The following is a 26,217-nucleotide window of genomic DNA, read 5'->3' on the forward strand; positions in this document are numbered from 1 at the left end:
CCGGATTAAACGGAGTAGTACAGTTCAAATTCCAGCGGGTGCGGGGTCATGCGCACACGGTCAACGTCTTGCTGCTTCAGCTCCAGGTAGGAGTTGATGAAGTCGTCGCTGAACACGCCACCGCGGGTCAGGAACTCGCGATCCGCATCCAGCGCGGCCAGGGCTTCGTCCAGAGAGCCGGCCACGGTCGGCACTTCGGCTGCTTCTTCCGGCGGCAGATCATACAGGTTCTTGTCCATGGCATCGCCCGGATGGATCTTGTTGATGATGCCGTCCAGACCGGCCATCAACTGGGCAGCGAAGGCCAGGTACGGGTTGGCAGCCGGATCCGGGAAGCGGACTTCGATGCGGCGCGCTTTCGGGCTCGGTACCACCGGGATACGGATGGAGGCAGAGCGGTTGCGGGCGGAGTAGGCCAGCATGACCGGTGCTTCATAACCCGGAACCAGACGCTTATAGGAGTTGGTGGTCGGGTTGGCGAAGGCGTTGATGGCCTTGGCGTGCTTGATGATGCCGCCGATGTAGTGCAGCGCCATCTCGGACAGACCGCCGTACAGGTCGCCGGCGAACAGGTTGACGCCGTTCTTGGCCAGAGACTGGTGGCAGTGCATGCCGGAGCCGTTGTCACCGAACATGGGTTTCGGCATGAAGGTGACGGTCTTGTTGTAGGCGTGGGCCACGTTGTGGATCACGTACTTCAGCACTTGTACTTCGTCAGCCTTCAGGGTGAGGGTGTTGAAGCGGGTGGCGATCTCGTTCTGACCGGCAGTGGCCACTTCGTGGTGGTGAGCCTCAACGACCTGGCCCATCTCTTCCAGCACCAGGCACATGGCGGCGCGGATGTCCTGGGAGGAGTCGACCGGGGCAACCGGGAAGTAACCGCCCTTCACGAACGGACGGTGGCCTTTGTTGCCGTGCTCGTAGTTGGTACCGGAGTTCCAGGCGGCTTCTTCGGATTCGATCTTCACGAAGCTGTGACCCATGGTGTTCGAGAAGGTGATGTTGTCGAACATGAAGAATTCCGGCTCCGGCCCGAACAGCACGGTGTCGGCGATGCCACTGGCTTTCAGGAAGTCTTCGGCACGCTTGGCGATGGAGCGCGGATCGCGGTCGTAACCCTGCATGGTAGCGGGTTCCAGCACGTCACAGACGATGTTCAGGGTGGTCTCTTCGGTGAACGGGTCCAGCTTGGCAGAGGCAGGATCCGGCATCAGCACCATGTCGGATTCGTTGATGCCTTTCCAGCCGCCGATGGAGGAGCCGTCGAACATCTTGCCGTCTTCGAAGAAATCTTCGTCGACCTGGTGGGCAGGGATGGATACGTGCTGCTCTTTACCCTTGGTATCGGTAAAGCGCAGGTCGACAAACTTGACTTCGTGTTCCTGGATCAGGGCCAAAACGTTCTGGGCTGACATGCTAAGTAACCTCCGGTGTTAAAACTCTTAGGGTGAATGCGTCATCACATTCACATAAGCCAGTATCGTGCCAAGTTTGTGACAGCTTGATTTCAGGGCATTTGCGACTACGGGCCTGCCCCGAGACTCGCTATCTCAGCGCGTTACGCCTCAAAGTAGTGCAACCTTGGATCGTTTTGGTGCACTAAAATGGTGCGTGGTATACGGTCGGCCCCTATCTAAGCAGGCTTTGATGAGAAGGTCTATGATCCTGATCCCCTGTTATGCGCGAATGTACTGCAATTCTGCTAGGCAGATCACAAAGGCGAGAGTACAATTAGCGCCCAATTTTACCCGGTGATTTGAGGCGAGAATGTTAGAGAATTTACGCAATATTGCGATTATTGCGCACGTTGACCACGGCAAAACCACGCTGGTGGACAAGCTGCTGCAGCAATCCGGCACTCTGGATCGCACCAGCGAAGGTCAGGAACGGATCATGGACTCCAATGATCTGGAACGGGAACGTGGCATCACCATTCTCGCCAAGAACACTGCGATCCGCTGGAACGACTACCGCATCAACATCGTGGATACCCCGGGTCACGCCGACTTCGGTGGTGAAGTTGAGCGTGTGCTCTCCATGGTTGACTCCGTACTGCTGCTGGTTGACGCCGTTGACGGCCCGATGCCGCAAACCCGTTTCGTGACCCAGAAGGCGTTCGCCCAGGGTCTGAAGCCGATCGTGGTCATCAACAAGATCGACCGTCCGGGTGCTCGTCCTGACTGGGTAATGGATCAGGTCTTCGATCTGTTCGACAACCTGGGCGCCACCGATGAGCAACTGGACTTCAAGGTTGTTTACGCCTCTGCACTGAACGGTTGGGCCACCCTGGATCAAGACGTCGAGTCCGAGAACATGGAACCCCTGTTCCAGGCCATCGTCGACAACGTGGAAGCGCCTGCCGCGGACACCGACGGTGCCTTCCAGATGCAGATCTCCCAGCTGGACTACAACTCCTACGTGGGCGTTATTGGTATCGGCCGCATCACCCGTGGTCGCGTCAAGACCAACCAGCAGGTGACCGTGGTGGGTGCCGATGGCAAGACCCGTACCGGCAAAGTTGGCCAGGTACTGGGCTACCTGGGTCTGTCCCGTACCGAAGTGGCCGATGCGCAAGCTGGCGACATCATCGCCATCACCGGTCTGGGCGAGCTGAAGATCTCCGACACCATCTGCGACAACGGTGCCGTTGAAGCGCTGCCGCCGCTCTCCGTTGACGAGCCGACCGTGAACATGACCTTCCAGGTCAACACCTCTCCGTTCGCCGGTAAAGAGGGCAAGTTCGTGACCTCCCGCAACATCCTGGAGCGTCTGAACCAGGAGCTGGTCCACAACGTGGCCCTGCGTGTGGAAGAGACCGACGATCCGGACAAGTTCCGCGTCTCCGGCCGTGGTGAACTGCACCTCTCCATCCTGATCGAAAACATGCGTCGCGAAGGTTACGAGCTGGCGGTATCCCGTCCGGAAGTTATCCTGCGCACCGTGGATGGCGTTCTGCAAGAACCGTTCGAAACCGTAACCGTGGACGTGGAAGAAGCGCACCAGGGTTCCGTCATGGAGCAACTCGGCCTACGTAAGGGCGAGATGACCAACATGACCCCGGATGGCAAAGGCCGTGTCCGTCTCGACTTCATGATCCCGAGCCGTGGCCTGATCGGCTTCCAGACCGAGTTCATGACCCTGACCTCAGGTACCGGTCTGCTGTACCACACCTTCGACCACTACGGTCCGCACAAGGGTGGCAGCATCGGTGAGCGTCAGAACGGCGTGTTGATCTCCAACGCTACCGGCAAGGCGCTGACCTATGCCCTGTTCGGTCTGCAAGACCGTGGTCGTCTGTTCATCGGTCACGCGACCGAAGTGTACGAAGGTCAGGTGATCGGTATTCACTCCCGTTCCAACGACCTGACCGTCAACTGCCTGAAGGGCAAACAGCTGACCAACATGCGTGCCTCCGGTACCGACGAAGCCCAGGTGCTGACTCCGCCGATCCGCATGTCGCTGGAACAGGCTCTGGAGTTCATCGACAACGACGAACTGGTTGAAGTCACTCCGAAGAGCATCCGTATCCGCAAGAAGCTGCTGACCGAGCTGGACCGCAAGCGCGCCGGTCGTGCTTGATCCGCTGCATCAGCGATGAAAAGAGGCCTGCGGGCCTCTTTTTTTATGGTCGTTTCCCGCAGAAGGGGCCACAGTCGCGCCCGGACGAGTCGCATCCGGCCGGCTCGCGGGTGGTCAAACGGTGACGGAATCTGACACAATGTCGACATGATGAAGACATCGGGAAGCACAATGCAGCTGAAATCCGGTGGCCGTCTCGGTCACGCCCTCTCTTTCTTGCGCCATGATGGGCGCCATTTCGCCCAGTTCGTCTGGGGCCGTTTCCAGCAGGACAGGCTGACGGTTACCGCTGGCTATCTGGCCTATGTCACCCTGCTCTCCCTGGTGCCCATGATCGCCGTGGTGTTCGGCATGATGTCGGCTTTTCCGGTGTTCCAGAGCCTGAAGCAGGCAATGGAGCAGTTCGTCTATCACAACTTCGTACCCACCGCCGGCGAGATGCTCAAGGAGTACATCGACGGCTTCGTGGCCAACGCCACCAACACCACGGCAGTTGGCATCGGTGCCCTGATCGTGGTGGCGCTGATGTTGATCTCGGCCATCGACAAGAATCTCAACTACATCTGGCGCTCCACCCAAAGCAGGCCACTGGCCCAGGCATTCGCCATGTACTGGATGATCCTGACTCTGGGTCCGGTGCTCATCGGGGCCAGTATCGCCATCTCCTCCTATATTTTCTCGCTGCGGCTGTTCGGGGCCGAGAGCCTGTTCGGCATAGGCTATCTGCTGCTCCGCGGCCTGCCATTCCTGTTCTCTGTGCTCACTTTCCTGCTGGTCTATACCGTGGTGCCCAACTGCAAGGTGCGGCTGATGCACGCCTTCATCGGCGCCCTGGTGGCGGCCACCCTGTTCGAGCTGGCCAAGCGTGGTTTTGCCATCTATATCACCAACTTCCCCTCCTATCAGGCCATCTATGGTGCCCTGGCGACCATCCCCATCCTGTTTGTATGGGTCTACCTGAGCTGGCTGGTGGTGCTGCTGGGTGCCGAGACCACCGCCTGCCTCGGCGAATATGAGCGACCGGGTGCCGATGAGTTGGCCTGACCCGGCCCCTTGCTGTTAGCATCGACGACCGCCCCCATCAGCAGATGGGGGCGGTCGTTCCGTTTTGAGAGGAGAGGGATGTGATTGCACTGATTCAGCGGGTCAGCGAGGCCAGCGTAACGGTAGAGGGCGAGGTGACCGGGGCCATAGGCCGGGGTCTGCTGGTGCTGCTCGGGGTGGAGCAGGGGGATGACGAGGCCAAGGCCGACAAGCTGCTGCACAAGGTGAGCGGTTACCGCATCTTCTCCGATGAGAATGGCAAGATGAACCTCAACGTTAGCCAGGCCGGCGGCAGCCTGCTGGTGGTTTCCCAGTTCACCCTGGCGGCGGATACCAACAAGGGGATGAGACCCAGCTTCTCCGGCGGTGCTCATCCGGTCGAGGCCGAGCGGCTGTACGACTACTTCGTAGCGCGGGCCGCCGCCAGCGGCATACCGACTGCCACCGGCCGCTTCGCCGCCGACATGAAGGTGGCGCTGGTCAATGACGGCCCGGTCACCTTCTGGCTACAGGTCTGACGCCAGCGGATCGCGCGGGCTGGTGTGCAGCAGTATGTTGCGCAGCCCCGGCACCGGGTAGGGGATGGTGGGGCCGACCCACTGCTCCAGCAGCATCAGCACCCGGGTCAGCTCGAGGCGGGTGCGCGGCAGCAGGTTGATGATGAGCTCGCCGTTGAGGCGGGGGGCCAGCGCCTGATAGATACGCTCCTGGAACAGCAGCGGCGGATTGCCGTCCTGGCTGAACAGATCGAGCAGGATGAGGTCGTACTGCGCCTCGCTCTGCTCCAGAAAGACGAGGGCATCGGCCTGGTGCAGGGTCGGCGTGCGCTGGCTGCCTTGTTCGGGCTGAAAGAACAGCTGATAGAGAGTGATCACCTCTTCATCGAGGTCGACGCACTCGTGGCGGGCATCGGGCCAGCGTCGACGCAGATGGCGAGTGAGATCGCCGCCCCCCAGCCCCAGTTCGAGGATGCTGGCGGCCTGTTCGGGCAGCAGGCAGGCGATCACCTGTTGGTGCGGCAGGCAGAGGGTGGCGGGCTCGGCCAGAGACATGGCCGACTGCACCACGCCGTCGATCTCCAGCCAGCGGTGGTGGGCATTTTCCTGCACGGTGAGCCGGCGCAGGGGCTTGGCGCTGAGGTGCAATAAGTGGTCGGCTTGGTACGCTTGCAGATTGAAGTCCATGAATTTGCACGGCAAGATGGTTTTCGACCAGTGTAACTCAAGGATGGAACTATGTACCGGATGGTCACCCCCCAGACGGAAGCCGAGCTGGATGCCCATTATCAATTGAGCTGGGAGGCATGGGTGCGCAAGCCCTTCACTCTGTCCGTCGGCACCAACTCAAGGATCGCTTTATGTACCGGGTAGTCACTCCTCAAACCGACGCCGAGCTGGATGCCCATTATCAATTGAGCTGGGAGGCATGGGTGCGCAAGCCCTTCACTCTGTCCGTCGGCGCCAACTCAAGGATCGCTTTATGTACCGGGTAGTCACTCCTCAAACCGACGCCGAACTGGATGCCTACTACCAGTTGCGCTGGGAACTACTGCGTAAACCCTTCAATCTGCCTCTCGGTTCCGAGCGGGACGAATACGACACCGTCGCCATTCACCGGCTGATGCTGGCCCCCGACGGCACACCCATCGCGGTGGGGCGGCTGTTTGTCGGCGGTGACGAGGCGCAGATCCGCTTCATGGCGTTGCGCCCCGAATTTCGCGGCCAGGGGCTGGGTGCCCGCATGGTGCAGGATCTCGAACAGCTGGCCTGCAGCGAGAAGGTGAAGCGACTGGTGATGAATGCCCGCCAGGAGGCGGTGGAGTTCTACCGCAAGTGCGGCTTTCTCGAGGTGGGGGAAGGCCCCGTCTCCTTCGGCCGCATCCCGCACCGCCAGATGATCAAGTCTCTGAGCCCGCTGCAGACCATCCAGTACCGCCCCGAGTGGTGCCAGGATCTCACCACCCGCTGGTCGCAGGGTATTCCCATCAGCGAGAAGATGGGGGTGCACATCACCCACTACGACGGTCAGACCTTCCACCTCAAGGCCAATCTGGCGGCCAACCTCAACGTGCATGACACCATGTTCGCCGGCAGCATCTACAGCCAATGCGTACTGGCGGGCTGGGGCCTGATCTGGCTGCAACTCAAGGAGGCGGGGCTGGTGGGAGATACGGTGCTGGCGGAGGGCAACATCAAGTACTACCGGCCGGTCAAGGAGGAGCCGGAGGCGCGGGTGGCCCGCGAAGGCATGCCTGCCGTACTCGAGCCGCTCAAGGCCGGTGAGTCCGCCAAGTTCAGCCTCAAGATCAAGCTGTTCAGCGGCGACAAGCTGGCCGCCGAGTTCCTCGGTCACTACGTGGTGCAGCCGGTCAAGCGGCCGGGTCAGTAGCGGCGCGCGGGCTCCCATCAAACAACAAGGCCTCATCACGAGGCCTTGTTGCTTTTTATCGGCTAGCCGTTGGCCGCCTGTGTGGCCGGGGCCTTCGGCGCCGGTCGCCAGAGCGGGCTGCCGTTGCCCTGAGGCGGGTAGCGCACGCCGGTCTCCCAGCCACAGCCGTCCGGTTTTTGCTGGAAGCCCCAGCTGAGGGTCGGCTCGGCGAGCGGCCCGCGCCACTGACCGAGCAGCTCGGCGCAGTGCTGGCCGTTGAGCACGCCCAGATCCAGCTGCCACTGCTCATTGACCAGATCGACGCTGCCCTGCAGCCCCAGCAGGTGGGTGATGGTGGAAGCGCCGGCTTGCTCGATCTTCAGCTGGCCCTGGGCCACCTTGCCCTGCAGCTTGATGCGATAGAAGGGGGTGTCGCCCTCCTGCATAGCCTGCCAGAGCTCGGCCGGGGTGAGGGTCGGCGCCGCCGCCTGCTTGAACCACTGATCCAGCAGCGGATCTATCTTCACCTTGTCCCAGAAGGGTTCGGTGGCATCGAGGGCAAAATTCCCCTGCAGGGAGCTGCGCCAGGCGCCCGGGGTGCCGCCGTGCAGCGCCTGCAGATCGGCGCTCAGGTCCAGCTTGCCGGCGAAGGAGACGGGGGAGTGGAGGATCTTGCCCCACTGCACCAGATCCAGTTTCTCGCCCTTGAGCTGCACCCGGCTGGTCTGGCCCGGCTCGCGTCCCCACTGGCCGCTCAGGCTGAGGCTGCCCTCATCCGGCAGCGAGCTGGTGAGCTTGTTGAGCTGCCAGGAGCCGGCACTCAGCTCGCCATCCAGTTCGCCGTTGCGGGCGCTGAGGCCGTCCCACACCAGTTCGAACCAGGCGCTCTCGAGGCGGGCCCGGCCCAGCAGCGGCCCTGGCTGATTGCCGCGCAGGCTGAGGTCGGTCAGATAGAACTGCCAGCCGGTCAGGGAGAGGGGCAGGGTATCGTCGAAGGAGAGCACCTTGAGCTTGTCGAAGGCCAGCTTGCGGATGTCGATCTGCTGCGGGCGCCAGCTTTGCCAATCCTGCCACCATCCTTCCGGCAGGCTGATGTCCATGCCGCTCAGCGCCATGTCCTTGAGGGTCAGCTTCTGCTGCAGGGGATCGAAGGAGAGCTCCAGGTTGAACTCCCCTTCATAGGCCTTGCCCTGCAGCTCCGCATCCAGCTGCTGGGGCGAGAAGGCGACCTTGCCCTGAATGGCTTCCAGCTGGAACAGGCCGCGGCCAAGATCGCCGAGGGTTCCCGAGAAGTAGCCGCTGGGCGTGCTGCCGGCCTGCCAGTTGAAGGCGGTCAGCTGGCCGCTGAGGTTGTTGAGGGCCAGCTCCTGCTCGATGTCGTTGAAGCTGAGATCCCGGATCTGGCCGAGATCCAGGCTGACCTGGCGCAGGGGGGATTCGGCTTTGGCAAGGGTGCCCCACTCGATGCGCATGCCCTGAGTCTTGAGGTTGTTCAGCCGCAGGCTGCGGGCGGGCCAGTCCAGCACCATGCCGGTCTCGAGCAGACCGTCGAACAGGTTGGCGGTCAGCTTGTCGGTACTCAGCACCTGCCCCTCCAGTCGACCGGCCAGGTTGAGGCGGGAGAGGGCCCAGGCCGGGGTCGCCAGCTCAGTGATGTTGAGGGTCAGGTTGGCCTGGGGCGGGCGCACCGGGTTGAGCAGCTGCCAGTCGCTCAGGGTGGCGTTGAGGCCGCGCAGGGTCAGCCCGTCGCTCTCCAGGCTGAGCCGGTCTATGGTGCTGTCGGCGATGGTGAGGGAGTGCACCGGCAGGCTCGGCAGCTGGTTGGGCAGCGGCAGCTTGATGGCCGGGCGAATGAGGTCGAGATGGGCGATGCGCACGTCCCGGTTCAGCCAGTCGATGCTCTCTATCTCGAGATAGATCTTGTCGAGGGTCACGGCGTTGCCGTAACTCACCTGCTCTGCCAGCAGGGTGTAGGGGTGAAGCGGGTTGAACACCAGTCGGCCTATGGTGACGGGTACGCCGGTCTGCTGGCTGAGCCAGCCGGCGATGGGCCCCTTGGCCCGCTCGGCGTCGAACAGGCCGAGCCCGACCCAGACAAACAGCAACAGGAAGGCAAGGGTGTAGAGCAGGCCGCGCAGCCAGGAATTCATAAGCGCTTTCCTCCTGTATTGGTTGAGTGATCAGGCGTTGGCAGCGTGATCCCGCAGGTCAGGCATTGGAATAGTGATCCCGTAGACCGAGCCAGCGGCGGATCAAGGGTTCGACATGGCCTGGGTGTCTATCCATCAGGCAATGTGTCCATCTTCTGCCTCTGCCTTGGTCAGGCATTGGAGTAGTGATCCCGCAGGCCGAGCCAGCGGCGGATCAAGGGTTCGACATGATCTGGGTGGCGGTCCATCAAGAAGCGCGCCATCTTCTGCACTTGCGGGATGAGCGGTTGATCCCGCACCAGATCGGCGATCTTGAGGTCGGCCAGGCCAGTCTGGCGGGTGCCGAGCAGCTCGCCCGGGCCGCGCAGTTCCAGATCGCGCTGGGCGATGAGGAAGCCGTCGTTGGTCTCCCGCAGCACCCCGAGCCGGCTCTGGGCCGTCTTGGACAAGGGGGCATGATAGAGCAGCACGCAGTGGGAGGCCACCGAGCCGCGCCCGACCCGGCCGCGCAGCTGGTGCAGCTGCGCCAGCCCCAGTCGTTCCGGGTTTTCGATGATCATCAGGCTGGCGTTGGGCACGTCCACCCCCACCTCGATGACGGTGGTGGCGACCAGCAGTTGCAGTATGCCCGCCTTGAACTCCTCCATCACCCGCTGTTTCTCGACCGGTCGCATCCGGCCGTGCACCAGCCCTATGTGCAGGCCGGGTAGCCGATTTTGCAGCTCGGCGGCGGTGTCTTCGGCGGCCTGGCACTCCAGCACCTCGGACTCCTCGATCAGGGTGCAGACCCAGTAGGCCTGCTTGCCCTCCTCGCAGGCCAGTCTGACCCGTTCGATCACGTCCTGGCGGCGGCTGTCCGGCAGCGCCACCGTGGTGATGGGGGTGCGGCCCGGCGGCAGCTCGTCGATGATGGAGGTATCGAGGTCGGCATAGGCGGTCATCGCCAGGGTACGGGGGATGGGGGTGGCGGTCATGATGAGCTGATGGGGATGTACCCCTTCCCGCTCCCCTTTCTCCCGCAGGGCGAGGCGCTGATGCACACCGAATCTGTGCTGTTCGTCGATGATGACCAGGGCGAGGCGCTGGAACACCACCTGCTCCTGGAAGATGGCGTGGGTGCCCACCACCATCTTGACGCTGCCGTCGGCGATGGCGGCCAGCGCCTCCTCCCGCGCCTTGCCCTTCTGCTTGCCAGCCAGCCAGCCCACCCCGATGCCGAGCGGTTCCAGCCACTTGGCGAAGTTGATGGCGTGCTGTTCGGCCAGCAGCTCGGTCGGCGCCATCAGCCCCACCTGACAGCCGTTGCCGATGGCCTGCAGGGCGGCCAGCGCAGCGACCAGGGTCTTGCCGGAGCCTACGTCCCCCTGTACCAGCCGCATCATGGGGTGGCTCTGTTGCAGATCCCGGCCGATCTCCGCCACCACCCGGTTCTGGGCGCCGGTGGGGGTGAACGGCAGGGCGCCGAGCAGCTGTTCGACCAGCGCCGGGGCCGGCTTGAGGGCGCGGGCCAGCTGGGTTTGTGCCTGGGCCCGTACCTTCAAGACCGAGAGGTTGTGGGCCAGCAGCTCCTCCAGCACCAGCCGCTGCTGGGCCGGGTGCTGGCCGCTCTCGAGCAGGGCCAGCGCCACCGAGGGGGGCGGACGGTGCAGCAGCTTCAGGGCCGCGGCCAGATCGATCTGCTGGGGATAGAGGCCGGCGGGCAGCAGCTCTTCCACGCCGTAGAGGTCGAGCTGGGCCAGCGCCTGATCGGTGAGGCTGCGCAGGGTGAGCTGGCGCAGCCCCTCGGTGGTCGGGTAGACGGGGGTGAGCGCCTCTTCGGTCTGGCCGGCCTGCTCCTCGCCGAGCAGCTTGTACTCGGGGTGGGCCATCTCCAGCCCGTACTTGCCGGGGCGCACCTCGCCGAAGCAGCGCATCAGCCGGCCCGGGCTCAGGCTGTTCTTCTGGGCGGCGGTGAAGTTGAAGAAGCGCAGGGTGAGGGTGCCGGTGCCGTCGCTGATACGGCAGACCAGCATGCGGCGACGCCCCATCACCAGCTGAGTGTCCTGGATCTCCCCCTCGACGGCGCCGTGCAGGCCGGGCGGCAGATCGCCGATGGGCCACACCTGGGTGCGGTCCTCGTAGCGCAGGGGGAGGTGGAACAGCAGATCCTGCACCGTGGCCAGCCCCAGCCGCTCGAGCTTTTCCTGCATCTTGCAGCCGACGCCCTTGAGGCTGTCGAGGGAGATTTTATCCAATTTCATCAATTAGATGCCCGAAAACACTGTAAATATGTCCAGATGATAGGGTTTATTGCCGTCCCGACGCAAGCCGCGTCGCGCGGTTGGGGGTCGGCCCGTGGGATCGGGGGGCTGGAATGAAAAAGGCCTGCCGAGATGCGGCAGGCCCTTGCAAAGATCCTGAGGGCGCGATGCGCGCGGTCAGATGATGCGTTTGAGCAGGATATGGGCCTTGACCCTGTGGATCCGGGCCAGCAGCTTGCGCACCTGATCCGGGTAGTCCTGGATCTGCTCGATCTGATCGAAGTGGCTGATGCGCTTGGTGTTGGTCAGGATGTTCTCGCGCTCGGCATTGAACTGGGGCCGCAGCAGGTGGCGGCGATCGTAGACCAGCAGGCCGTTTTCCAGATCCAGCGCCCAGGCGCGGGGATTGAGGTTGTTGCCGGTGAGCAGGGCCCACTCGTCATCCACGAAGATCCCCTTGAGGTGGTAGGAGTTGCGCTCGCAGCACCAGAGCATCAGGTTGAGACGGCCGGCATCGATATGATGCTGGTTGCGCTCGGCGAACTTGCGCAGGTTGGTCTCGTACAGATAGGGCAGACCGCCGATGGTGGAGAATTTCTCCTCCGGCGGAATGAAGAAGTCGTTGGCTGTCTTGTCGCCCACCACGATCGTCACCTTGCAGCCGCGCTTGAGCAGGGCCTCGATATCCTTGTTCAACTCCTTGGGCGGGTTGAAGTAGGGGGTGCAGATGAAGATCTCCCGCTCGGTGGCCCGCACCAGGGTGCGGATCATCTTGTTGAGCTGGTTGCCGCGCTTGCCCAGGCCGCTCATCGGGGTGATGGCCACCTCCTGGCTGTTGACCGGCATGGTGTCGAAGCGGTACTGACCGAGGCGCAGGTTGTGCTTGAAGCGGCGGATCGGTCCCTTCAGCTGCTTGGCGCTGGGGATGTCGGTGCGATCCAGCCGTTGCACCGCCTCGCTGCGCAGGAACAGGTCATCCACGTAGTTGACCATGCTGCGGGTCAGCTCCGGGCTGGTGATCTGGTGATAGCGGTCGAAACGGTAGCGATCCTGCTGGTGCAGGTAGATGTCGTTGAGGCTGGCACCGGAGTAGAGCAGGGTGTCATCGAAGATGAACCCCTTGAGGTGCAGCACTCCGAGCAGTTCACGGCCTTTTACCGGCACGCCATAGATGGCGATCTGGTGCTCGTGGCGAGCGGCCATCTCCTGATACATCAGGTGGTTGCCACCCTGCTTGCCCTTGCCGATCAGGCCGCGCTGGGCACGGTGGAAGTCGACGAACACCTTGACGTCGAGGGCCGGGTTGCGCTGTTTGGCGGCATAGAGGGCGGCGAGGATCTCCCGTCCCGCCTCGTCATCCTGCAGATAGAGCGCCACCAGATAGATGCGGCGAGTCGCGCTGGCGATGAGCGAAAGGATCCGGCTCTTGAAGTCCTTGGCGCTGCTGAGCACTTCAAACTGGTCTGCGGCGACGGCGATCTGGGGCAGGCGCGCCAGCAGCTGTCGATAATGTGCCGATGAATGCATAGAGAAACCTGAAATCACTGCGTTAAGCGTTCCACTCGGAGCGATGGATAGGCGATTCTAGCAATCTCGCCCTGTTAGCCAAAGAAAGAATCGTCATAAAGATGAAAAAGGCCTCACATCGGAGGCCTTTTTCTGCATGGTCGCGATCAGAGGAAGCTGTAGATCAGTATGGCCATCACGCCGCCCGTGGTGCCGATGATGGTTTCCATTACGGTCCAGGTTTGCAGGGTCTGCTTCTCGGTGAGACCGAGGTAGCGGTTGGCCAGCCAGAAGCCGGAGTCATTGACGTGGGAGAGCACGATGGCTCCGCCGCCGATGGCGATGGTGACCGCCGCCAGCTGGGCGCCGCTGAGGCCGAGCGGCTCCAGCATCGGCAGTACCAGGCCGCAGGCGGTCAGCATGGCGACGGTGGCGGAACCCTGAATGACCCGTACCGCAGCGGCCAGGATGAAGGCCAGCGCAACGATGGGCAGGCCGGAGTCCGCCAGCATGTTGCCGAGGGCGGCGCCGACGCCGGAATCCACCAGCACCTGCTTGAACACGCCACCGGCACCGGTTACCAGGATGATGACGCCGGCCGGCTGGATGGCGCTGTTGCAGACGTTCATCACCTCGTCACGGGACATGCCGCGACGGATCCCCAGCAGGTAGAAGGCGGCCAGGCAGGCGACCATGATGGCGGTGAAGGGGTGGCCGATGAACTCCAGCCAGCCGTGCAGAGGCGTGCCAGCATCGACGAAGCGGCCGACGATGGTCTTGAGACCGATCAGCAGCAGCGGCAGGCCGATGAGGCCCATGGCCAGCCCGAAGGAGGGCAGGTTCTGGCCGTCGTCGTGGGCACTGCTCTGGGCGTCGGCCGGCAGCGGCACGTCGACCACCTTGCTGATCAGCTCGCCAAACAGCGGGCCGGCCAGGATCAGGGAAGGCACGGCGGCGATCAGGCCGAACAGGATCATGTAGCCGAAGTCGGCCCCCAGCTGGGACGCCACCAGGATGGGGCCCGGCGCCGGGATCAGGAAGGCCTGGCAGGTGGCGATACCCGCCAGCAGGGCGATGCCGATCTTCACCACGCTGCCGCCACCGCGGCGGACGATGGCGAAGGCGACGCCGATCAGCAGCACCACCGCCACGTCGAAGAACAGCGGCAGTGCGCAGACGAAGCCGGTCAGCGCCATGGCCCAGTTGGCGCGCTTGACGCCGAACTTGCCGAGCAGGGTGTGGGCCACCCGGTCGAGGGCGCCGGTGACTTCCATCACCTTGCCGAACATGGCGCCCAGTGCCACCACCACGGCGACGAAACCGAGGGTGCCGCCCATCCCTTTCTGGATGGTAGCGGCGATGTCGGCCGGGTTCATGCCGGCGGCGAGCCCCGCCACCATGGAGACCAGGATGAGGGAGACGACCGCGTGCAGGCGGGCCTTCATCACCAGAAAGAGCAGCAGCACGATGGAGCCGGCGGCCGTCATGATCAGGGAGAGGTCAGACATTGTTGTGCATTCCTTGTTCCAAGTTCAGTATCGACACCCTGCCGATCCGTCGGCAGACCATATCTTTATGATTTATTTAGATTTATGGCCGGGGATCAAACTCGCTTGCCCAGGTGACTATGAGTGCGCTCAGTCTGTGGCAGACTTCACAATTCTTGTTGTTACCGGTAACATGTTACCGGTAACGTGCTAAGTTAGAACCCATCGGCAGCACGTTTTTTGAAAAATGAGATAGAGGTCAAACAATGGCGGGTAAGAGCATTATCGTGATGGGTGTGTGTGGTAGCGGCAAGTCCAGCGTGGGCCTCAAGGTGGCCAGCGTGCTGGGCGCCAAGTTCATCGACGGTGATGATCTGCACCCCAGGGCCAACATCCAGAAGATGGCCGGTGGCAACCCGCTCAACGACGAGGACCGCGCCCCCTGGCTGGAGCGGATCCGCGACGCGGCCTACAGCCTGGAACAGAAGAACGAGATGGGCGTCATCGTCTGCTCGGCCCTCAAGAAGCAGTATCGCGACCAGATCCGCGAGGGCAACGAGTCGGTCAGCTTCCTCTTTCTCGACGGCAGCCAGCCGCTGATCCTCGAGCGGATGCGGGCCCGCAAGGGCCACTTCATGCGCGAAAGCATGGTACAAAGTCAGTTCGATACCCTGGAGCGCCCGGATGGCGAAGCCGGTGTATTCCACATCGATATCGACGGCACCTTCGAACAGGTGGTTGATCGCGCCGTCACCGCATTGGAGCAAGCCCAATGATCCATCAGGTTATTTCCAGCGTCACTGCCCGCATTCGCGAGCGCAGTGCCGCCCGTCGCCAGGCCTTCCTGGTCCGCATCCAGCGCCAGGCCGATCAGGGCAAGACCCGAGCCGCGCTGGCCTGCGGCAACCTAGCCCATGCCGTGGCAGCCTCCAGCTGTGACGAGAAGGGTCGCATCCTCGACATGACCCGCGCAAACGTCGGCATCGTCACCGCCTACAACGACATGCTGAGCGCCCATCAGCCCTATCAGGGCTACCCGGACATCATCAAGGCCGCGCTGGCCGAGCTGGGCCACAGTGCCCAGGTCGCCGGCGGTGTGCCCGCCATGTGTGACGGCGTGACCCAGGGCCAGCCGGGGATGGACATGTCCCTGTTCTCCCGCGATCTGATCGCCCAGGCGACCGCGTTGTCGCTCTCCCACAACACCTTCGATGCCACCCTGCTGCTCGGCATCTGCGACAAGATAGCGCCGGGCCAGATCATGGGGGCACTCTCCCACGCTCATCTGCCCACCGCCTTCGTGCCGGCCGGCCCGATGGCGAGTGGCATCAGCAACGACGAGAAGGTGAAGGTGCGCCAGCAGTACGCCGCCGGCGAAGTGGGTCGCGATGCCCTGCTCAAGATGGAGTGCGGCGCCTACCACGCGGCCGGCACCTGCACCTTCTACGGCACCGCCAACACCAACCAACTGGTGTTCGAGGCCATGGGCCTGATGCTGCCGGGCTCCGCCTTCGTGCACCCGCACAGCGAGCTGCGCCGCGCCCTCACCGAGGAGGCGGCCCGCCGCATCAGCGCCATGATCCCGGGTTCCCCGGCCTATCGCCCCCTGAGTGCGGTGATCGACGAGCGCTCGCTGGTCAACGGGCTGGTGGCCCTGCTCGCCTCCGGCGGCAGCACCAACCACAGCATCCACATGGTGGCGCTGGCCCGCGCCGCCGGTCTGGTGCTGACCTGGGATGACATCAGCGATCTCTCCGACGTGGTGCCGCTGTTGGTACGCATGTACCCGAACGGCCCGGCCGACGTGAACGCCTTCGAGCAGGCGGGTGGCGTGCCCGGCCTGATGCGCCGGCTGGCGCAAGAGGGGCTGATCCACCTGGATGCCACCCCGGTCTTCGGCGAGATGCAGGATTACCTCAGCCGTCCGGCACTGGTGGATGGCAAGCTGGTATGGCAGCCGGTGGGCGAGAGCAGTGATGCGAGCGTGCTGTCGCCTTCCGGTAGCCGGTTCCAGGCCACCGGCGGCACCAAGCTGCTCTCCGGCAATCTGGGCCGCGCCGTGGTCAAGGTCTCTGCCGTGGCCCCCGAGTATCGGGTGATTGAAGCTCCGGCCCGGGTCTTCTCCTCCCAGCATGCGGTGGAAGCGGCCTACAAGGCGGGGGATCTCAATCAGGACGCCGTCATCGTTGTGCGTCACAATGGCCCGGCCGCCAACGGCATGCCGGAGCTGCACAAGCTGATGCCGGTGCTCGGCAACCTGCAAAAAGCCGGTCACAAGGTGGCGCTGGTCACCGACGGCCGCCTCTCCGGCGCCTCCGGCAAGATCCCGGCTGCCATCCACGTCACCCCGGAAGCGCTGCACGGCGGGGCCATCGGCCTGCTTGCCGATGGCGACTTGCTGCGGGTGGATGCGGTAACCGGCAGCCTCGACTGCCTGACCGATTTGAGCGGCCGTACCCAGGCCGAGATCGACCTCACTCTGGAACAAGAGGGGTGGGGCCGTGAACTGTTCAGCGTGATGCGTCGCGCGGTATCGAGCGCCGAGTGCGGCGCCACCATCTTTGATTAAGAGCTGACTAAGGAAGAGCTATGCAGAACTGGAAAGTGACCCCGGCCGAGGTGTTTGCCGCCTCCCCGCTGGTACCCGTGATGGTCATCAATGAGCTGGAGCAGGCCCTGCCGATGGCCAAGGCGCTGCTGGACGGCGGCATCTCGGTGTTCGAGATTACCCTGCGCACCCCGGTAGCGCTGGAGGCCATCGCCCTCATCGCCAAGGCGATGCCGGACGCCATGGTCGGTGCCGGTACCGTGCTCAACTGCGCGCAGTTTGACGCCGCCGTGGCCGCCGGTGCCCGCTTCGTCATCTCCCCGGGGATGACCCCGGCCCTGCTGGCCCACGCGGCCAACAGCACGGCGCCGCTGATCCCGGGCGTGGCCACCCCGTCCGAGGTGATGCAGGCGCTGGAAGCGGGCTACGACCACCTCAAATTCTTCCCGGCCGAAGCGAACGGCGGCACCAAGGCGCTCTCCGCCATCGCCGCGCCGTTGCCCCAGGTGAAGTTCTGCCCCACCGGCGGTATCGGCCCGAAAAACGTGGCCGACTACCTGGCGCTCAAGTGCGTCGCCACCGTTGGCGGCTCCTGGATGCTGCCGGCAGAAGCCGTCAAGAACGGTAACTGGGAAGAGGTGACCCGCCTCTCCCGCGAAGCCGTCGCCCTGGTCGCATCCTGATTTGACGCCGGCGTGAGCCGGACCTTCCGTTTGCCAAGCAAGCAGGCCACCCTCGGGTGGCCTGCTCTGTGATGGCAGAATGGCGGGGATGTGCGTCGTCAGCCCAGGCTGTCACCTTCGTAGAGGGAGAAGCCCATGTCGAGCCGGGTGTCGGCCAGCGGCTGGCCGTTGAGGCGGGCCAGCAGCATGGTGGCGGCCGCACGGCCGATCTCCTTGCGCGGTGTGACGATACTGGCCAGCTTGGGGGTCATGGCGTGGCCGATATCGAGGGCGTTGCTGCCGGCGATGGCGATCTGCTGGGGGACGGGTATCCACTTGGCCTGACATTGCAGCAGGGCGCCCACCGCCAGGTCATCGTTGGTGCAGAACAGGCCGTCCAGATCGGGATAGCGCACCAGCGCCTGCTCCAGCAGCTGGCCACCGAGGGTGAAGCTGGAGGATTGCTCGGTCAGCAGGTGCTGGCCGGTGAGGCCGAAATCCTGCATCGCCTGGTAGTAGCCTTCCATCCGCAGCTGGGTGCGCACGTCGAGCCGTGCGCCGAGATAGACCAGCTTGCGTCGGCCCCGGCGCAGCATCTCTGTTACCATGGCCCGGGCGGCCGCCCGGTGATCCATGCCGACCACCATGTCGATGGGGCTCTGTGGCAGATCCATGGTCTCCACCACCGGGATACCGGCGGTGGCGATCATCTTGCGGGTGCGCTCGGTGTGCTGGCTGTCGGAGAGGATCAGCCCATCCACGTGATAGGAGAGCAGGGAGGCGATCTGCTCCTCTTCCCGCTCAGGGCTGTAGCCGTAGTGAGCCAGCAGGGTCTGGTAGCCGGCGGGCCGGGTCACCGACTCGATGCCGTGCACCACGGCGGAGAAGACCTGGTTGGAGAGGGAGGGGATCAGGATGCCGATCGCCTTGCTGGTGGCGTTGGAGAGAATGTCCGGCGCCCGGTTGGGGATGTAGCCGAGCTCTTCCACCGCGGCGGCGATCCGCTCGCGGGTGCCCTCGGCCACGGCTTGCGGGTCGCGCAGGTAGCGGCTGACGGTCATCTTGGTGACCCCGGTCAGGTCGGCTATGTCCTGCAGGGTGGGGCGGCGCTTGCGGGTATCGTTCATCTCTGGATCCGGGACAAATGTTACGTGTAACATTACCGTTTTTTTGTAACAAAGTCAGCATATGACGCCGTCAACAAGGGGAATCTCAGGATGATCAAGGCCAAGTGCTTTGAGGGTGTGCGCTTCGAGCAGCAGGACCTGGCCGGGGAGCAGTTTCAGGGATGCCGTTTCATCGGCTGCAACTTCTCCAGGCTAGATCTCGGCGAGAGCCGTTTCGTCGACTGCAGCTTCTACGATCGGGAGAGCGAACAGAACTGTTTGCTGCAGGGCTGCAATCTGCGCGAGGCGAGTTTTCTGCGCTGCGATCTCACCATGGCCGACTTCAGTCACAGCCAGTGCCTCGGGCTCGAGCTGCGCGACTGCCAGGCGATGGGGATCAACTTCTCCCGCGCCAGCTTTGCCAACCAGATCACCGTCAAGAGCTACTTCTGCGAAGCCCATCTCACCGGCAACAACTTCAGCTACGCCAACTTTGAGGGCTGTCTGCTGGAAAAATGCGAATTGAGCGGCAATCGCTGGCAGGGGGCCAACCTGTTCGGCGCCTCGCTGGCGGGCTCGGATCTCAGCGGTTCCGAGTTTGGCCAACTGGACTGGAGCCGCATCAACCTGCAGGGCTGCGATCTGCGTCAGTGCGATCTGCCCGGGCTGGATCTGCGGCGGGTCAATCTGCACGGGGTGCAGATCAACGAAGATCAGCAGCAGGCCTTGCTGGAGCAGATAGGGCTGGTCGTCTTCCCTTGAACAGCCTGAAAAAGAGGTAATTTTTCACCAAAGGTAGCGCGTCGCCGCGCGCTGCCGGAGGGATGACAGCCTGCGCAAGGCAGGCTGTCGGGGGAGGAGGCAAGTTGGCGTCAGCGCTTGGCCAGCCACTTGGTCGGGTTGATGGCCTCGCCCTGGTAGCGAATTTCGAAGTAGAGGCCGGGTCTGTCCTGGCCGCCACTGTCACCGACCAGCGCCACCGGTTCACCCTGTTCCACGTTCTGGCCCACCTGGCGCAGCAGCGACTGGTTGTGACCGTAGAGGCTCATGTAGCCGCGGCCGTGATCGATCACCAGCAGCATACCGAAGCCGTCCAGCCAGTCGGCATAGACCACCTGGCCCGGTGCCACCGCCTTGACCTGGGTCCCTTCGCTGGCGCCGATCAGAGTGCCCTTCCACTTCAGCTCGGCGGTGCGTGGCGAGCCGTAGGCGATGAGGATCGGCCCCTGTACCGGCCAGCGCAGGCTGCCATTGGTCTTGAGGCCGCTGTAGTAACCGGCGCTGCTGATGCCGGAGCCCCGCTCAGGCTTGCTGGTGGTGCTCTCCCGGCTGGCGGTCTGCTGCTGGGCCGCCTTGCTCTGCTGGGCGGCGAGCCGCTCCTGTTCGGCGCGGCGTTGTTCGGCCAGCTTGCGTTGCCGCTCCTGTTCCGCCTTCAGCTTGGCAAGGCGCTCCCGCTCGCGACGCTCCTGCTCTTCCCGCTGGCGGCGCAACTCTTCCAGCCGGGCCTTCAGCGCTTTCTCCGCCTTGACCAGCTTGGTCAGCTTCTGTTCGTCATCCTGTACCGACTGCTGCAGCTGGTTGCGCACCTTGGCACGGCTCTGCTGGCTGGCCAGCAGACTTTGATGGTGTTGCTGCTGTTCGGTGAGCAGGGATTGCAGCCGGCTTTCGGTCTCTTTGGTGGCCTGCTGGTTTTTGGCCAGCTTGGTGCGGGTGGCCCGCAGGGCTTCGATGGCCTCGATGCGTGCCTTGTTGAGGTAGTCGTAGTAGTCGAGGGAACGGCTCAGTTTGGCCGGATCCTGCTGATTGAGCAGCAGTTTGAGGTAATCGTGGTTGCCGGCGGTAAAGGCGCTCTCCGCCTGTTTGGCCAGCAACTGCTTCTGGTGGCTGGCCTGCTGCTCCAGATCCAGCTTGTCCTGTTGCAGCCCCACCAGCTTCTGCTGGTTCTCTCTGAGCCGCTGTCTGGTCTGGTCGAGCTTGGCGGCGGCGGCCGAGATGGCCTGCTCATCGGCCTTGAGCTGGGTGTTGAGCTTGGCCAGCTCCTGCTTGCTGAGCTTGATGGTCTGCTGCTGTTCCTTGATCTGGGACTGCATGGCGCCCAGCTGCTGGTTGGCAGCCCAGGCCTTGCCCGGCCCGAACGACAGACAAAAAAACAGCGCGCCGGCCAACAGGCCGACGCGACTGGTTTTGGTTGAAATCACTTCGCATCCCCGCATGGGGAAGGATTATTTCAGAATCATCAGGGGCTTGCCAGTCATTTCCGGCGGTACCGGCAGACCCATAAGAGTCAGCATGGTGGGGGCCAGATCGGACAGTTTACCGCCTTCCAGCACCTCGGCCTTGCGACCGAAGTAGATGAGCGGAACCGGCAGATTGGTGTGGGCGGTATGGGCCTGACCAGTCTCTTCGTCCATCATCTTCTCGGCGTTGCCGTGGTCGGCGGTGATCAGGCACTCGCCACCCACTTCGGCCAGGGCCTCGGTGACGCGACCGATGCAGTGGTCAACGGCTTCACAGGCTTTGACGGCCGCATCGAACACGCCGGTGTGGCCGACCATGTCGCCGTTCGGGTAGTTGCAGATGATGACGTCGTATTTGCCGCTCTTGATGGCGCCAACCAGCTTGTCGGTCAGCTCTTCGGAGCTCATTTCCGGCTGCAGGTCGTAGGTGGCCACTTTCGGGCTGGCAACGATCTCGCGATCCTCGCCAGTGAAGCAGGCCTCTTCGCCGCCGTTGAAGAAGAAGGTGACGTGGGCGTACTTCTCGGTCTCGGAGATGCGCAGCTGGGTTTTGCCCTGCTTGGCCAGCCACTCACCCAGAGTGTTGACCAGGGCGGTCGGCGGGTAGGCACAGGCGGTCTTGATGTCGGCTGCGTACTCGGTCAGCATCACGAAGTTCAGCGCCGGGGTAGCGGTGCGGGCGAAGCCGGTGAAGTCGCTGTCAACGAAAGCGCGGGTGATTTCGCGGGCGCGGTCGGCACGGAAGTTCATGAAGATCAGCGCGTCGCCATCCTGCATGGGGGCGGCTTCGCCGATACGGGTCGCCTTGACGAACTCGTCGTTCTCGTCGCGAGCATAGGCGGCGGCCAGGGCTTCGCTGGCGCTGTCGGCGGTGAACTCGCCCTTGCCTTGAGTCATCAGGTCATAGGCTTGCTGTACGCGATCCCAACGGTTGTCACGGTCCATGGCGTAGTAACGGCCGATCATGGAGGCGAAACGACCCTTGCCCAGACGGGCGAACAGGGCGTCGAACAGCTCGATGGAGGACTGGGCGGAGCGCGGCGGTACGTCGCGGCCATCCAGGAAGGCGTGGAAGTAGATCTGCTCGGCGCCACGCTTGGCGGCCATCTCGATCATGCCCATGATGTGCTCTTCGTGGCTGTGTACGCCACCCGGGGACATCAGGCCCATGATGTGCACGGCCTTGCCCTTGCTCACGGCAGTGTCAACAGCCTTGGCCAGCTCGATGTTCTCGAAGAAAGGGCCGTCCTGGATGTCTTTGGAGATGCGGGTCAGTTCCTGATAGACGATGCGACCGGCGCCGATGTTGACGTGGCCCACTTCGGAGTTCCCCATCTGACCGTCCGGCAGACCCACGTCCAGGCCGGAGCCGGAGATCAGGGTGCTGGTGTAGTCACGGGCGAGACGGTCGAGGTTGGGAGTCTTGGCGGCAGCGACGGCGTTGTGCTCTTGCTTGGTGCTGTAGCCCCAACCGTCCATGATGACCAGAACCAAAGGTTTCTTAGCTGTTGACATAAGGCTATGTCCTCTCGGATAGGAATGAATTGCGGGAAGTGAAACTAGCGTAATATTACTACATCTGCCGAAATAGTCACCTGATAGCCAAGCCCCGTCCGGCGGGGCCCGCACCCTGTTGCCGACCTGTTTCTCCTTTGTCGCCGGCTTGTCGCATTGCACGACGAATCCTCGGTCAGGCCTGCCCGATACCGCTTTTTATGTTGCTGTCGCATCCCGTTTCCAGCCGATGGGAGCCGGCTCCCGCTTTGCCGCCAAGATGGCTGATCTTGGCTGGGTCCCCATGTATACTCGGGCACTTGTCTTGGTCCCTGGATAGTAGAAGATGCAAGAGTATTTGGATTTTGCGGCCCGCAACCCGCTGCTGACCGCAGCCTGGTTCGGCCTGGCGGGCACCCTGGTTTACACCACGGTGCGTGCCCGTTTTTCTCCGGTCAAGTCGGTGAACAACCACACCGCCACCCTGCTGATCAACCGTGAAAACGCCACCGTGGTGGACATTCGCAGTCAGGAAGAGTTTGCCAAGGGCCATCTGGCCGGTGCCCAGCACCTGCCGCTCAGCCAGATTCAGAGCAATAACCTGGGCCCGGTTGAAAAGCATAAAGATGCCCCCATCATAGTGGTGTGCGAGTCGGGGATGACCGCTGGTGGCGCGGGTCGCCAACTGAGCAAAGCCGGCTTCAAGCAGGTGTATGTGCTCAGCGGTGGCATGGCCCAGTGGCGTGCAGAAAATCTGCCGGTGACCAAAAAACGCTGATTTAAGGGCCTGCGCCCACCTATTTTCATAAAAAGGAATCAAACAAAATGGCTGAAGAGATCAACAACCAGGAAGTACAACCGGAATTCCACATCCAGCGCGTCTACACCAAGGACGTCTCCTTCGAAGCGCCGAACACCCCGCACATCTTCCAGAAAGAGTGGCAGCCGGACGTCAAGCTGGACATGGACACCAAGACCAACATCCTGGCTGACAGCGTCTATGAAGTGGTACTGACCCTGACCGTCACCTGCAAGCTGGAAACCGAGACTGCCTTCCTGTGCGAAGTTCAGCAGGCCGGTATCTTCACCATCGGCAACCTGCCGGAGCCGCAACTGGCCCACTGCCTGGCTGCCTTCTGCCCGAACATCCTGTTCCCGTATGCCCGTGAAGCGGTGGCCAACCTGGTGAGCAAGGGTTCCTTCCCGCAGCTGAACCTGGCACCGGTCAACTTCGATGCCCTGTTTGCCCAGCACATGGCACAGGCTCAGGCCCAGCAGGCGACTGCGGAAGCCTGATAATGGCCGACCAGATCGCTATCTCGGTCTTGGGGGCGGGGTCTTACGGCTCCGCCCTTGCCATTTCTCTGGCGCGCAACGGTCATCCGACCCTGCTGTGGGGTCACGACCCTGCCCATGTCGCCGAGCTGGAGCAGGATCGCTGCAACAAGGCATTCTTGCCGGATGTCCCCTTTCCCGCCGATCTGCAGCTGACTGCGGATCTGCAACAGGCGGTGCAAGCCGCCCCCGTACTGCTGCTGGTGGTGCCGAGCCATGTGTTCGGCCAGGTACTGGCCCGGGTCAAACCCTTCCTGCGCCCCGATACCCGTATCGCCTGGGCCACCAAGGGGCTGGAGCCGGACAGCGGCCGCCTGTTGCAGGACGTGGCCCGCGAGGTGCTGGGTGACGAGATGCCGCTGGCGGTCATCTCCGGCCCTACCTTCGCCAAGGAGCTGGCCGCCGGTTTGCCGACCGCCATCTCGGTGGCCTCGACCCACGACGACTTCGCCGACGATCTCTCCCTGCTGCTGCACTGTGGCCGCTCGTTCCGGGTCTATACCAATCCGGACTTCATCGGTCTGCAGCTGGGCGGGGCGGTCAAGAACGTCATCGCCATCGGCGCCGGTCTCTCCGACGGGCTGGGTTTTGGCGCCAACGCCAGGACTGCGCTCATCACCCGTGGCCTGGTAGAGATGCAGCGCCTCGGCGCCGCGCTCGGGGCCGACGCCAAGACCTTCATGGGGATGGCAGGGCTCGGGGATCTGGTGCTGACCTGTACCGACAACCAGTCGCGCAACCGTCGCTTCGGGTTGGCCCTCGGGGCTGGCAAGGATGTGAACACCGCCATGACCGAGATCGGTCAGGTGGTGGAAGGCTATCGCAACACCAAGGAGGTGCATCTGCTGGCGGCCCGCTGTGGCGTCGAGATGCCCATCTGCGAGCAGATCTTCAAGGTGCTGTACGAAGGCAAGAATCCGAAAGAGGCGGCCATTGCCCTGCTGTCGCGAGACAAGAAGGACGAATAATCTGCCTGCCGCAGAATGCAAAAGGCCCCGCCAGCTGGCGGGGCCTTTTCTTTGCAGCATGTTTTTACCACAAGGGCAGCAAATCAGTAGTAGGAGTGATCGCCGCGCTGGTGCTCGGTGGCATCCTTGACGCCGTTGAGCTCGCCCGGGAATTTTTCCAGCAGCTGCTTCTCGATCCCCTCTTTCAGGGTGTAATCGACCATGGAGCAACCGTTGCAACCACCGCCGAATTGCAGGATGGCCAGCTTGTCCTCGGTCAGTTCGACCAGGGTGACTTTGCCACCGTGACCGGCCAGCATGGGGTTCACCTCGGACATCAACACGTACTCGATACGGTCGATCAGCGGGGCGTCGTCGGCCACTTTGCGCATCTTGGCGTTCGGGGCTTTCAGGGTGAGCTGGGAGCCCATCTGATCGGTGACGAAGTCGATGGTGGCATCCACCAGGAAGGGGGCGCTCAAGGGATCGACCATGCAGTCGAAGCCGCTGAAGGGCAGGTGTTGATCTTCCGGATCGACCGCGTCGGGTGGGCAATATGATACGCCGCACTCGGCATTCTGGGTTCCCGGATTGACCACAAACACCCGGATATTGGTGCCGTCAGGCTGTTTTTCCAGCAATTTACGGAAATGGGCCTGGGCGGTGTCGGAAATGCTGATCATCACTATCCTCATAAACCTGAGTGTACGACTAGGGTATTCATGATAACTCTGTTGGCAAGGCTTGGGTAGCGTGCCGTTGGCTACTTGAGGTGCTTGAGGGTACGACAGATGGCCCACACTTCCACCTTTGTGACTCCGCTCTCATGCAGTAGGCGGGTGAGGTGGCCGGCGGTGGCGCCCGTGGTGACCACATCATCGAGCAGCGCCACGTGCTGATAATCATGGGGGCGGATCTGGAAGGCGCCGCGCAGATTGCGCCGCCGTTGGCCCGCACTCAACTTGGTCTGCTGCGGCGTTGCCCTGACCCGGCGCAGCAGCCGATTATCGCAGGGGATGCCGGTCAGCTCGCCGAGGGCGCGGGCTATCTCTTCCGCCTGGTTGAAGCCACGCCACCACTGGCGCCACCAGTGCAGGGGGACCGGAATGATGGCCTGTGGCGGCTCGCGGCAATCCAGATGATCCGCCAGCACCCTGGCGAGCAGAGGGGCCAGCAGAATCTGGCCGGAATACTTCAGCCGTGGGATCAGCATGGGGTAGGGTGGTTGGTAGTCACCTATGACCTGCAGTCGCTCCCATGGCGGCGGCCTGCGCTGGCAGCGACCGCAGATCGGCTCGCGCGCTTCATCCCGTGCCGGCAAGGGGGCAGCACACAAGCGGCAGCTGTGGTCAACCTGCTGCAGGGCCTGTCGGCACCAGCTGCACAGCAAGGGGTCAGCATCGCAAGGTTGCTGGCAGAGCAGGCAGCTGCCTTGCCAGTCGGCATGACTGCCGAGGATCGGACTTGCTTTGGCGAGTAGCCGCTTTAACATGCTGACCCCAACAGAGTGAACAG

23 protein-coding genes are annotated in these 26,217 nt (G+C 63.1%); 12 read left to right on the plus strand and 11 right to left on the minus strand.

Features of this window, described 5'->3' with window-relative positions; translation table 11 throughout:
- Positions 1–5: 5 nt before the first annotated feature.
- Positions 6–1,415, minus strand: a complete 1,410-nt coding sequence (gene glnA, locus AB5Y95_RS18210; RefSeq protein WP_005307807.1) for a glutamate--ammonia ligase — start codon at positions 1,413–1,415, stop codon at positions 6–8.
- Between the two features lie 352 nt (positions 1,416–1,767).
- On the opposite strand from glnA, the gene typA reads away from it, so the two are divergent.
- The 3 genes from typA to dtd all read left to right on the plus strand — a co-directional run bounded on the left by typA (position 1,768) and on the right by dtd (position 5,141).
- Complete coding sequence (typA, locus tag AB5Y95_RS18215; protein WP_005307808.1) at positions 1,768–3,579, plus strand: translational GTPase TypA; 1,812 nt, start codon at positions 1,768–1,770, stop codon at positions 3,577–3,579.
- 171 nt (positions 3,580–3,750) lie between these two features.
- Positions 3,751–4,623 (plus strand): virulence factor BrkB family protein, encoded by an 873-nt coding sequence (locus AB5Y95_RS18220; RefSeq protein WP_010635440.1) that lies wholly within the window; start codon positions 3,751–3,753, stop codon positions 4,621–4,623.
- Between the two features lie 80 nt (positions 4,624–4,703).
- Positions 4,704–5,141 carry a D-aminoacyl-tRNA deacylase gene (gene dtd / locus AB5Y95_RS18225; RefSeq protein ID WP_054543880.1) on the plus strand — a complete coding sequence of 146 codons (438 nt, stop codon included), beginning with the start codon at positions 4,704–4,706 and terminating at the stop codon, positions 5,139–5,141.
- Here the strand turns inward: dtd and AB5Y95_RS18230 are convergent.
- Positions 5,130–5,807: a spermidine synthase gene (locus AB5Y95_RS18230; RefSeq protein ID WP_368161779.1), complete on the minus strand. Its 678-nt coding sequence runs from the start codon at positions 5,805–5,807 to the stop codon at positions 5,130–5,132. The genes dtd and AB5Y95_RS18230 overlap by 12 nt on opposite strands.
- Before the next feature lie 51 nt (positions 5,808–5,858).
- Here AB5Y95_RS18230 and AB5Y95_RS18235 point away from each other — a divergent pair, with 51 nt between their 5' ends.
- Both AB5Y95_RS18235 and AB5Y95_RS18240 read left to right on the plus strand, forming a co-directional pair.
- A complete protein-coding gene (locus tag AB5Y95_RS18235; RefSeq protein WP_368161789.1) occupies positions 5,859–5,993 on the plus strand; it encodes a hypothetical protein in 135 nt (44 codons plus the stop codon).
- A gap of 109 nt (positions 5,994–6,102) precedes the next feature.
- On the plus strand, positions 6,103–7,011 hold the full coding sequence (locus AB5Y95_RS18240) for a bifunctional GNAT family N-acetyltransferase/hotdog fold thioesterase (RefSeq protein WP_005307835.1): 909 nt from the start codon (positions 6,103–6,105) through the stop codon (positions 7,009–7,011).
- Positions 7,012–7,073: 62 nt separating this feature from the next.
- Here AB5Y95_RS18240 and AB5Y95_RS18245 read toward each other — a convergent pair whose 3' ends face one another.
- The 4 genes from AB5Y95_RS18245 to gntU all read right to left on the minus strand — a co-directional run bounded on the left by AB5Y95_RS18245 (position 7,074) and on the right by gntU (position 14,394).
- On the minus strand, positions 7,074–9,140 hold the full coding sequence (locus AB5Y95_RS18245) for an AsmA-like C-terminal region-containing protein (protein ID WP_368161780.1): 2,067 nt from the start codon (positions 9,138–9,140) through the stop codon (positions 7,074–7,076).
- A 170-nt stretch (positions 9,141–9,310) separates the two neighbouring features.
- Positions 9,311–11,380 (minus strand): ATP-dependent DNA helicase RecG, encoded by a 2,070-nt coding sequence (gene recG / locus AB5Y95_RS18250; RefSeq protein ID WP_368161781.1) that lies wholly within the window; start codon positions 11,378–11,380, stop codon positions 9,311–9,313.
- A gap of 177 nt (positions 11,381–11,557) precedes the next feature.
- Positions 11,558–12,907, minus strand: coding sequence for a CDP-diacylglycerol--serine O-phosphatidyltransferase (gene pssA, locus AB5Y95_RS18255; protein ID WP_005307852.1), 1,350 nt, complete (start codon positions 12,905–12,907; stop codon positions 11,558–11,560).
- 146 nt (positions 12,908–13,053) lie between these two features.
- Positions 13,054–14,394: a gluconate transporter gene (gene gntU, locus AB5Y95_RS18260; RefSeq protein WP_368161782.1), complete on the minus strand. Its 1,341-nt coding sequence runs from the start codon at positions 14,392–14,394 to the stop codon at positions 13,054–13,056.
- 245 nt (positions 14,395–14,639) lie between these two features.
- On the opposite strand from gntU, the gene AB5Y95_RS18265 reads away from it, so the two are divergent.
- The 3 genes from AB5Y95_RS18265 to AB5Y95_RS18275 are packed head-to-tail and all read left to right on the plus strand — an operon-like array spanning position 14,640 to position 17,604.
- Complete coding sequence (locus tag AB5Y95_RS18265; protein WP_368161783.1) at positions 14,640–15,149, plus strand: gluconokinase; 510 nt, start codon at positions 14,640–14,642, stop codon at positions 15,147–15,149.
- Complete coding sequence (gene edd, locus AB5Y95_RS18270; protein ID WP_368161784.1) at positions 15,146–16,942, plus strand: phosphogluconate dehydratase; 1,797 nt, start codon at positions 15,146–15,148, stop codon at positions 16,940–16,942. Before AB5Y95_RS18265 ends, edd begins: the two co-directional genes overlap by 4 nt.
- A 20-nt stretch (positions 16,943–16,962) precedes the next feature.
- Positions 16,963–17,604 carry a bifunctional 4-hydroxy-2-oxoglutarate aldolase/2-dehydro-3-deoxy-phosphogluconate aldolase gene (locus AB5Y95_RS18275; RefSeq protein WP_043162453.1) on the plus strand — a complete coding sequence of 214 codons (642 nt, stop codon included), beginning with the start codon at positions 16,963–16,965 and terminating at the stop codon, positions 17,602–17,604.
- A 98-nt stretch (positions 17,605–17,702) separates the two neighbouring features.
- Here the strand turns inward: AB5Y95_RS18275 and AB5Y95_RS18280 are convergent, their stop codons facing one another.
- Positions 17,703–18,710, minus strand: coding sequence for a substrate-binding domain-containing protein (locus AB5Y95_RS18280; RefSeq protein ID WP_368161785.1), 1,008 nt, complete (start codon positions 18,708–18,710; stop codon positions 17,703–17,705).
- Positions 18,711–18,800: 90 nt separating this feature from the next.
- Between AB5Y95_RS18280 and AB5Y95_RS18285 the strand changes: the two genes are divergently transcribed.
- Entirely contained in the window at positions 18,801–19,451 is a 651-nt protein-coding gene (locus AB5Y95_RS18285) for a Qnr family pentapeptide repeat protein (RefSeq protein WP_017778597.1), read from the plus strand.
- A 110-nt stretch (positions 19,452–19,561) separates the two neighbouring features.
- Here the strand turns inward: AB5Y95_RS18285 and AB5Y95_RS18290 are convergent, their stop codons facing one another.
- Both AB5Y95_RS18290 and gpmM read right to left on the minus strand, forming a co-directional pair.
- Complete coding sequence (locus AB5Y95_RS18290) at positions 19,562–20,902, minus strand: peptidoglycan DD-metalloendopeptidase family protein (protein ID WP_017788649.1); 1,341 nt, start codon at positions 20,900–20,902, stop codon at positions 19,562–19,564.
- A 9-nt stretch (positions 20,903–20,911) separates the two neighbouring features.
- Complete coding sequence (gene gpmM / locus AB5Y95_RS18295) at positions 20,912–22,441, minus strand: 2,3-bisphosphoglycerate-independent phosphoglycerate mutase (protein ID WP_024941540.1); 1,530 nt, start codon at positions 22,439–22,441, stop codon at positions 20,912–20,914.
- Between the two features lie 325 nt (positions 22,442–22,766).
- Here gpmM and AB5Y95_RS18300 point away from each other — a divergent pair, with 325 nt between their 5' ends.
- Genes AB5Y95_RS18300 through gpsA form a run of 3 tightly spaced genes read left to right on the plus strand, consistent with a single transcriptional unit; the run spans position 22,767 to position 24,723 of the window.
- Positions 22,767–23,198: a rhodanese-like domain-containing protein gene (locus AB5Y95_RS18300; RefSeq protein WP_005307875.1), complete on the plus strand. Its 432-nt coding sequence runs from the start codon at positions 22,767–22,769 to the stop codon at positions 23,196–23,198.
- 47 nt (positions 23,199–23,245) lie between these two features.
- The gene (gene secB, locus AB5Y95_RS18305; RefSeq protein WP_005307878.1) at positions 23,246–23,716 is read left to right on the plus strand and encodes a protein-export chaperone SecB; all 471 of its coding nucleotides are present in this window, start codon (positions 23,246–23,248) and stop codon (positions 23,714–23,716) included.
- A 2-nt stretch (positions 23,717–23,718) separates the two neighbouring features.
- Positions 23,719–24,723, plus strand: coding sequence for an NAD(P)H-dependent glycerol-3-phosphate dehydrogenase (gene gpsA / locus AB5Y95_RS18310; protein ID WP_024941541.1), 1,005 nt, complete (start codon positions 23,719–23,721; stop codon positions 24,721–24,723).
- Between the two features lie 83 nt (positions 24,724–24,806).
- Here gpsA and nfuA read toward each other — a convergent pair whose 3' ends face one another.
- Together nfuA and AB5Y95_RS18320 are read right to left on the minus strand one after the other, a co-directional pair.
- Positions 24,807–25,385 (minus strand): Fe-S biogenesis protein NfuA, encoded by a 579-nt coding sequence (gene nfuA / locus AB5Y95_RS18315; RefSeq protein ID WP_005307891.1) that lies wholly within the window; start codon positions 25,383–25,385, stop codon positions 24,807–24,809.
- A gap of 80 nt (positions 25,386–25,465) precedes the next feature.
- Positions 25,466–26,194: a ComF family protein gene (locus AB5Y95_RS18320; RefSeq protein ID WP_368161786.1), complete on the minus strand. Its 729-nt coding sequence runs from the start codon at positions 26,192–26,194 to the stop codon at positions 25,466–25,468.
- Between the last annotated feature and the right edge of the window lie 23 nt (positions 26,195–26,217).

Origin of the sequence: Aeromonas sp. R5-3 (assembly GCF_040908225.1) — a bacterium.
Classification (GTDB): Bacteria; Pseudomonadota; Gammaproteobacteria; order Enterobacterales; family Aeromonadaceae; genus Aeromonas; species Aeromonas dhakensis.

What these genes read in the sequence shown, in the direction of transcription:
- glnA (WP_005307807.1), bottom strand. Translation starts at nt 1,415, where the DNA reads ATGTCAGCCCAGAACGTTTTGGCCCTGATCCAGGAACACGAAGTCAAG.
- typA (WP_005307808.1), top strand. Translation starts at nt 1,768, where the DNA reads ATGTTAGAGAATTTACGCAATATTGCGATTATTGCGCACGTTGACCAC.
- AB5Y95_RS18220 (WP_010635440.1), top strand. Translation starts at nt 3,751, where the DNA reads ATGCAGCTGAAATCCGGTGGCCGTCTCGGTCACGCCCTCTCTTTCTTG.
- AB5Y95_RS18230 (WP_368161779.1), bottom strand. Translation starts at nt 5,807, where the DNA reads ATGGACTTCAATCTGCAAGCGTACCAAGCCGACCACTTATTGCACCTC.
- AB5Y95_RS18235 (WP_368161789.1), top strand. Translation starts at nt 5,859, where the DNA reads ATGTACCGGATGGTCACCCCCCAGACGGAAGCCGAGCTGGATGCCCAT.
- AB5Y95_RS18240 (WP_005307835.1), top strand. Translation starts at nt 6,103, where the DNA reads ATGTACCGGGTAGTCACTCCTCAAACCGACGCCGAACTGGATGCCTAC.
- AB5Y95_RS18245 (WP_368161780.1), bottom strand. Translation starts at nt 9,140, where the DNA reads ATGAATTCCTGGCTGCGCGGCCTGCTCTACACCCTTGCCTTCCTGTTG.
- recG (WP_368161781.1), bottom strand. Translation starts at nt 11,380, where the DNA reads ATGAAATTGGATAAAATCTCCCTCGACAGCCTCAAGGGCGTCGGCTGC.
- pssA (WP_005307852.1), bottom strand. Translation starts at nt 12,907, where the DNA reads ATGCATTCATCGGCACATTATCGACAGCTGCTGGCGCGCCTGCCCCAG.
- gntU (WP_368161782.1), bottom strand. Translation starts at nt 14,394, where the DNA reads ATGTCTGACCTCTCCCTGATCATGACGGCCGCCGGCTCCATCGTGCTG.
- AB5Y95_RS18265 (WP_368161783.1), top strand. Translation starts at nt 14,640, where the DNA reads ATGGCGGGTAAGAGCATTATCGTGATGGGTGTGTGTGGTAGCGGCAAG.
- edd (WP_368161784.1), top strand. Translation starts at nt 15,146, where the DNA reads ATGATCCATCAGGTTATTTCCAGCGTCACTGCCCGCATTCGCGAGCGC.
- AB5Y95_RS18275 (WP_043162453.1), top strand. Translation starts at nt 16,963, where the DNA reads ATGCAGAACTGGAAAGTGACCCCGGCCGAGGTGTTTGCCGCCTCCCCG.
- AB5Y95_RS18280 (WP_368161785.1), bottom strand. Translation starts at nt 18,710, where the DNA reads ATGAACGATACCCGCAAGCGCCGCCCCACCCTGCAGGACATAGCCGAC.
- AB5Y95_RS18285 (WP_017778597.1), top strand. Translation starts at nt 18,801, where the DNA reads ATGATCAAGGCCAAGTGCTTTGAGGGTGTGCGCTTCGAGCAGCAGGAC.
- AB5Y95_RS18290 (WP_017788649.1), bottom strand. Translation starts at nt 20,902, where the DNA reads ATGCGGGGATGCGAAGTGATTTCAACCAAAACCAGTCGCGTCGGCCTG.
- gpmM (WP_024941540.1), bottom strand. Translation starts at nt 22,441, where the DNA reads ATGTCAACAGCTAAGAAACCTTTGGTTCTGGTCATCATGGACGGTTGG.
- AB5Y95_RS18300 (WP_005307875.1), top strand. Translation starts at nt 22,767, where the DNA reads ATGCAAGAGTATTTGGATTTTGCGGCCCGCAACCCGCTGCTGACCGCA.
- secB (WP_005307878.1), top strand. Translation starts at nt 23,246, where the DNA reads ATGGCTGAAGAGATCAACAACCAGGAAGTACAACCGGAATTCCACATC.
- gpsA (WP_024941541.1), top strand. Translation starts at nt 23,719, where the DNA reads ATGGCCGACCAGATCGCTATCTCGGTCTTGGGGGCGGGGTCTTACGGC.
- nfuA (WP_005307891.1), bottom strand. Translation starts at nt 25,385, where the DNA reads ATGATCAGCATTTCCGACACCGCCCAGGCCCATTTCCGTAAATTGCTG.
- AB5Y95_RS18320 (WP_368161786.1), bottom strand. Translation starts at nt 26,194, where the DNA reads ATGTTAAAGCGGCTACTCGCCAAAGCAAGTCCGATCCTCGGCAGTCAT.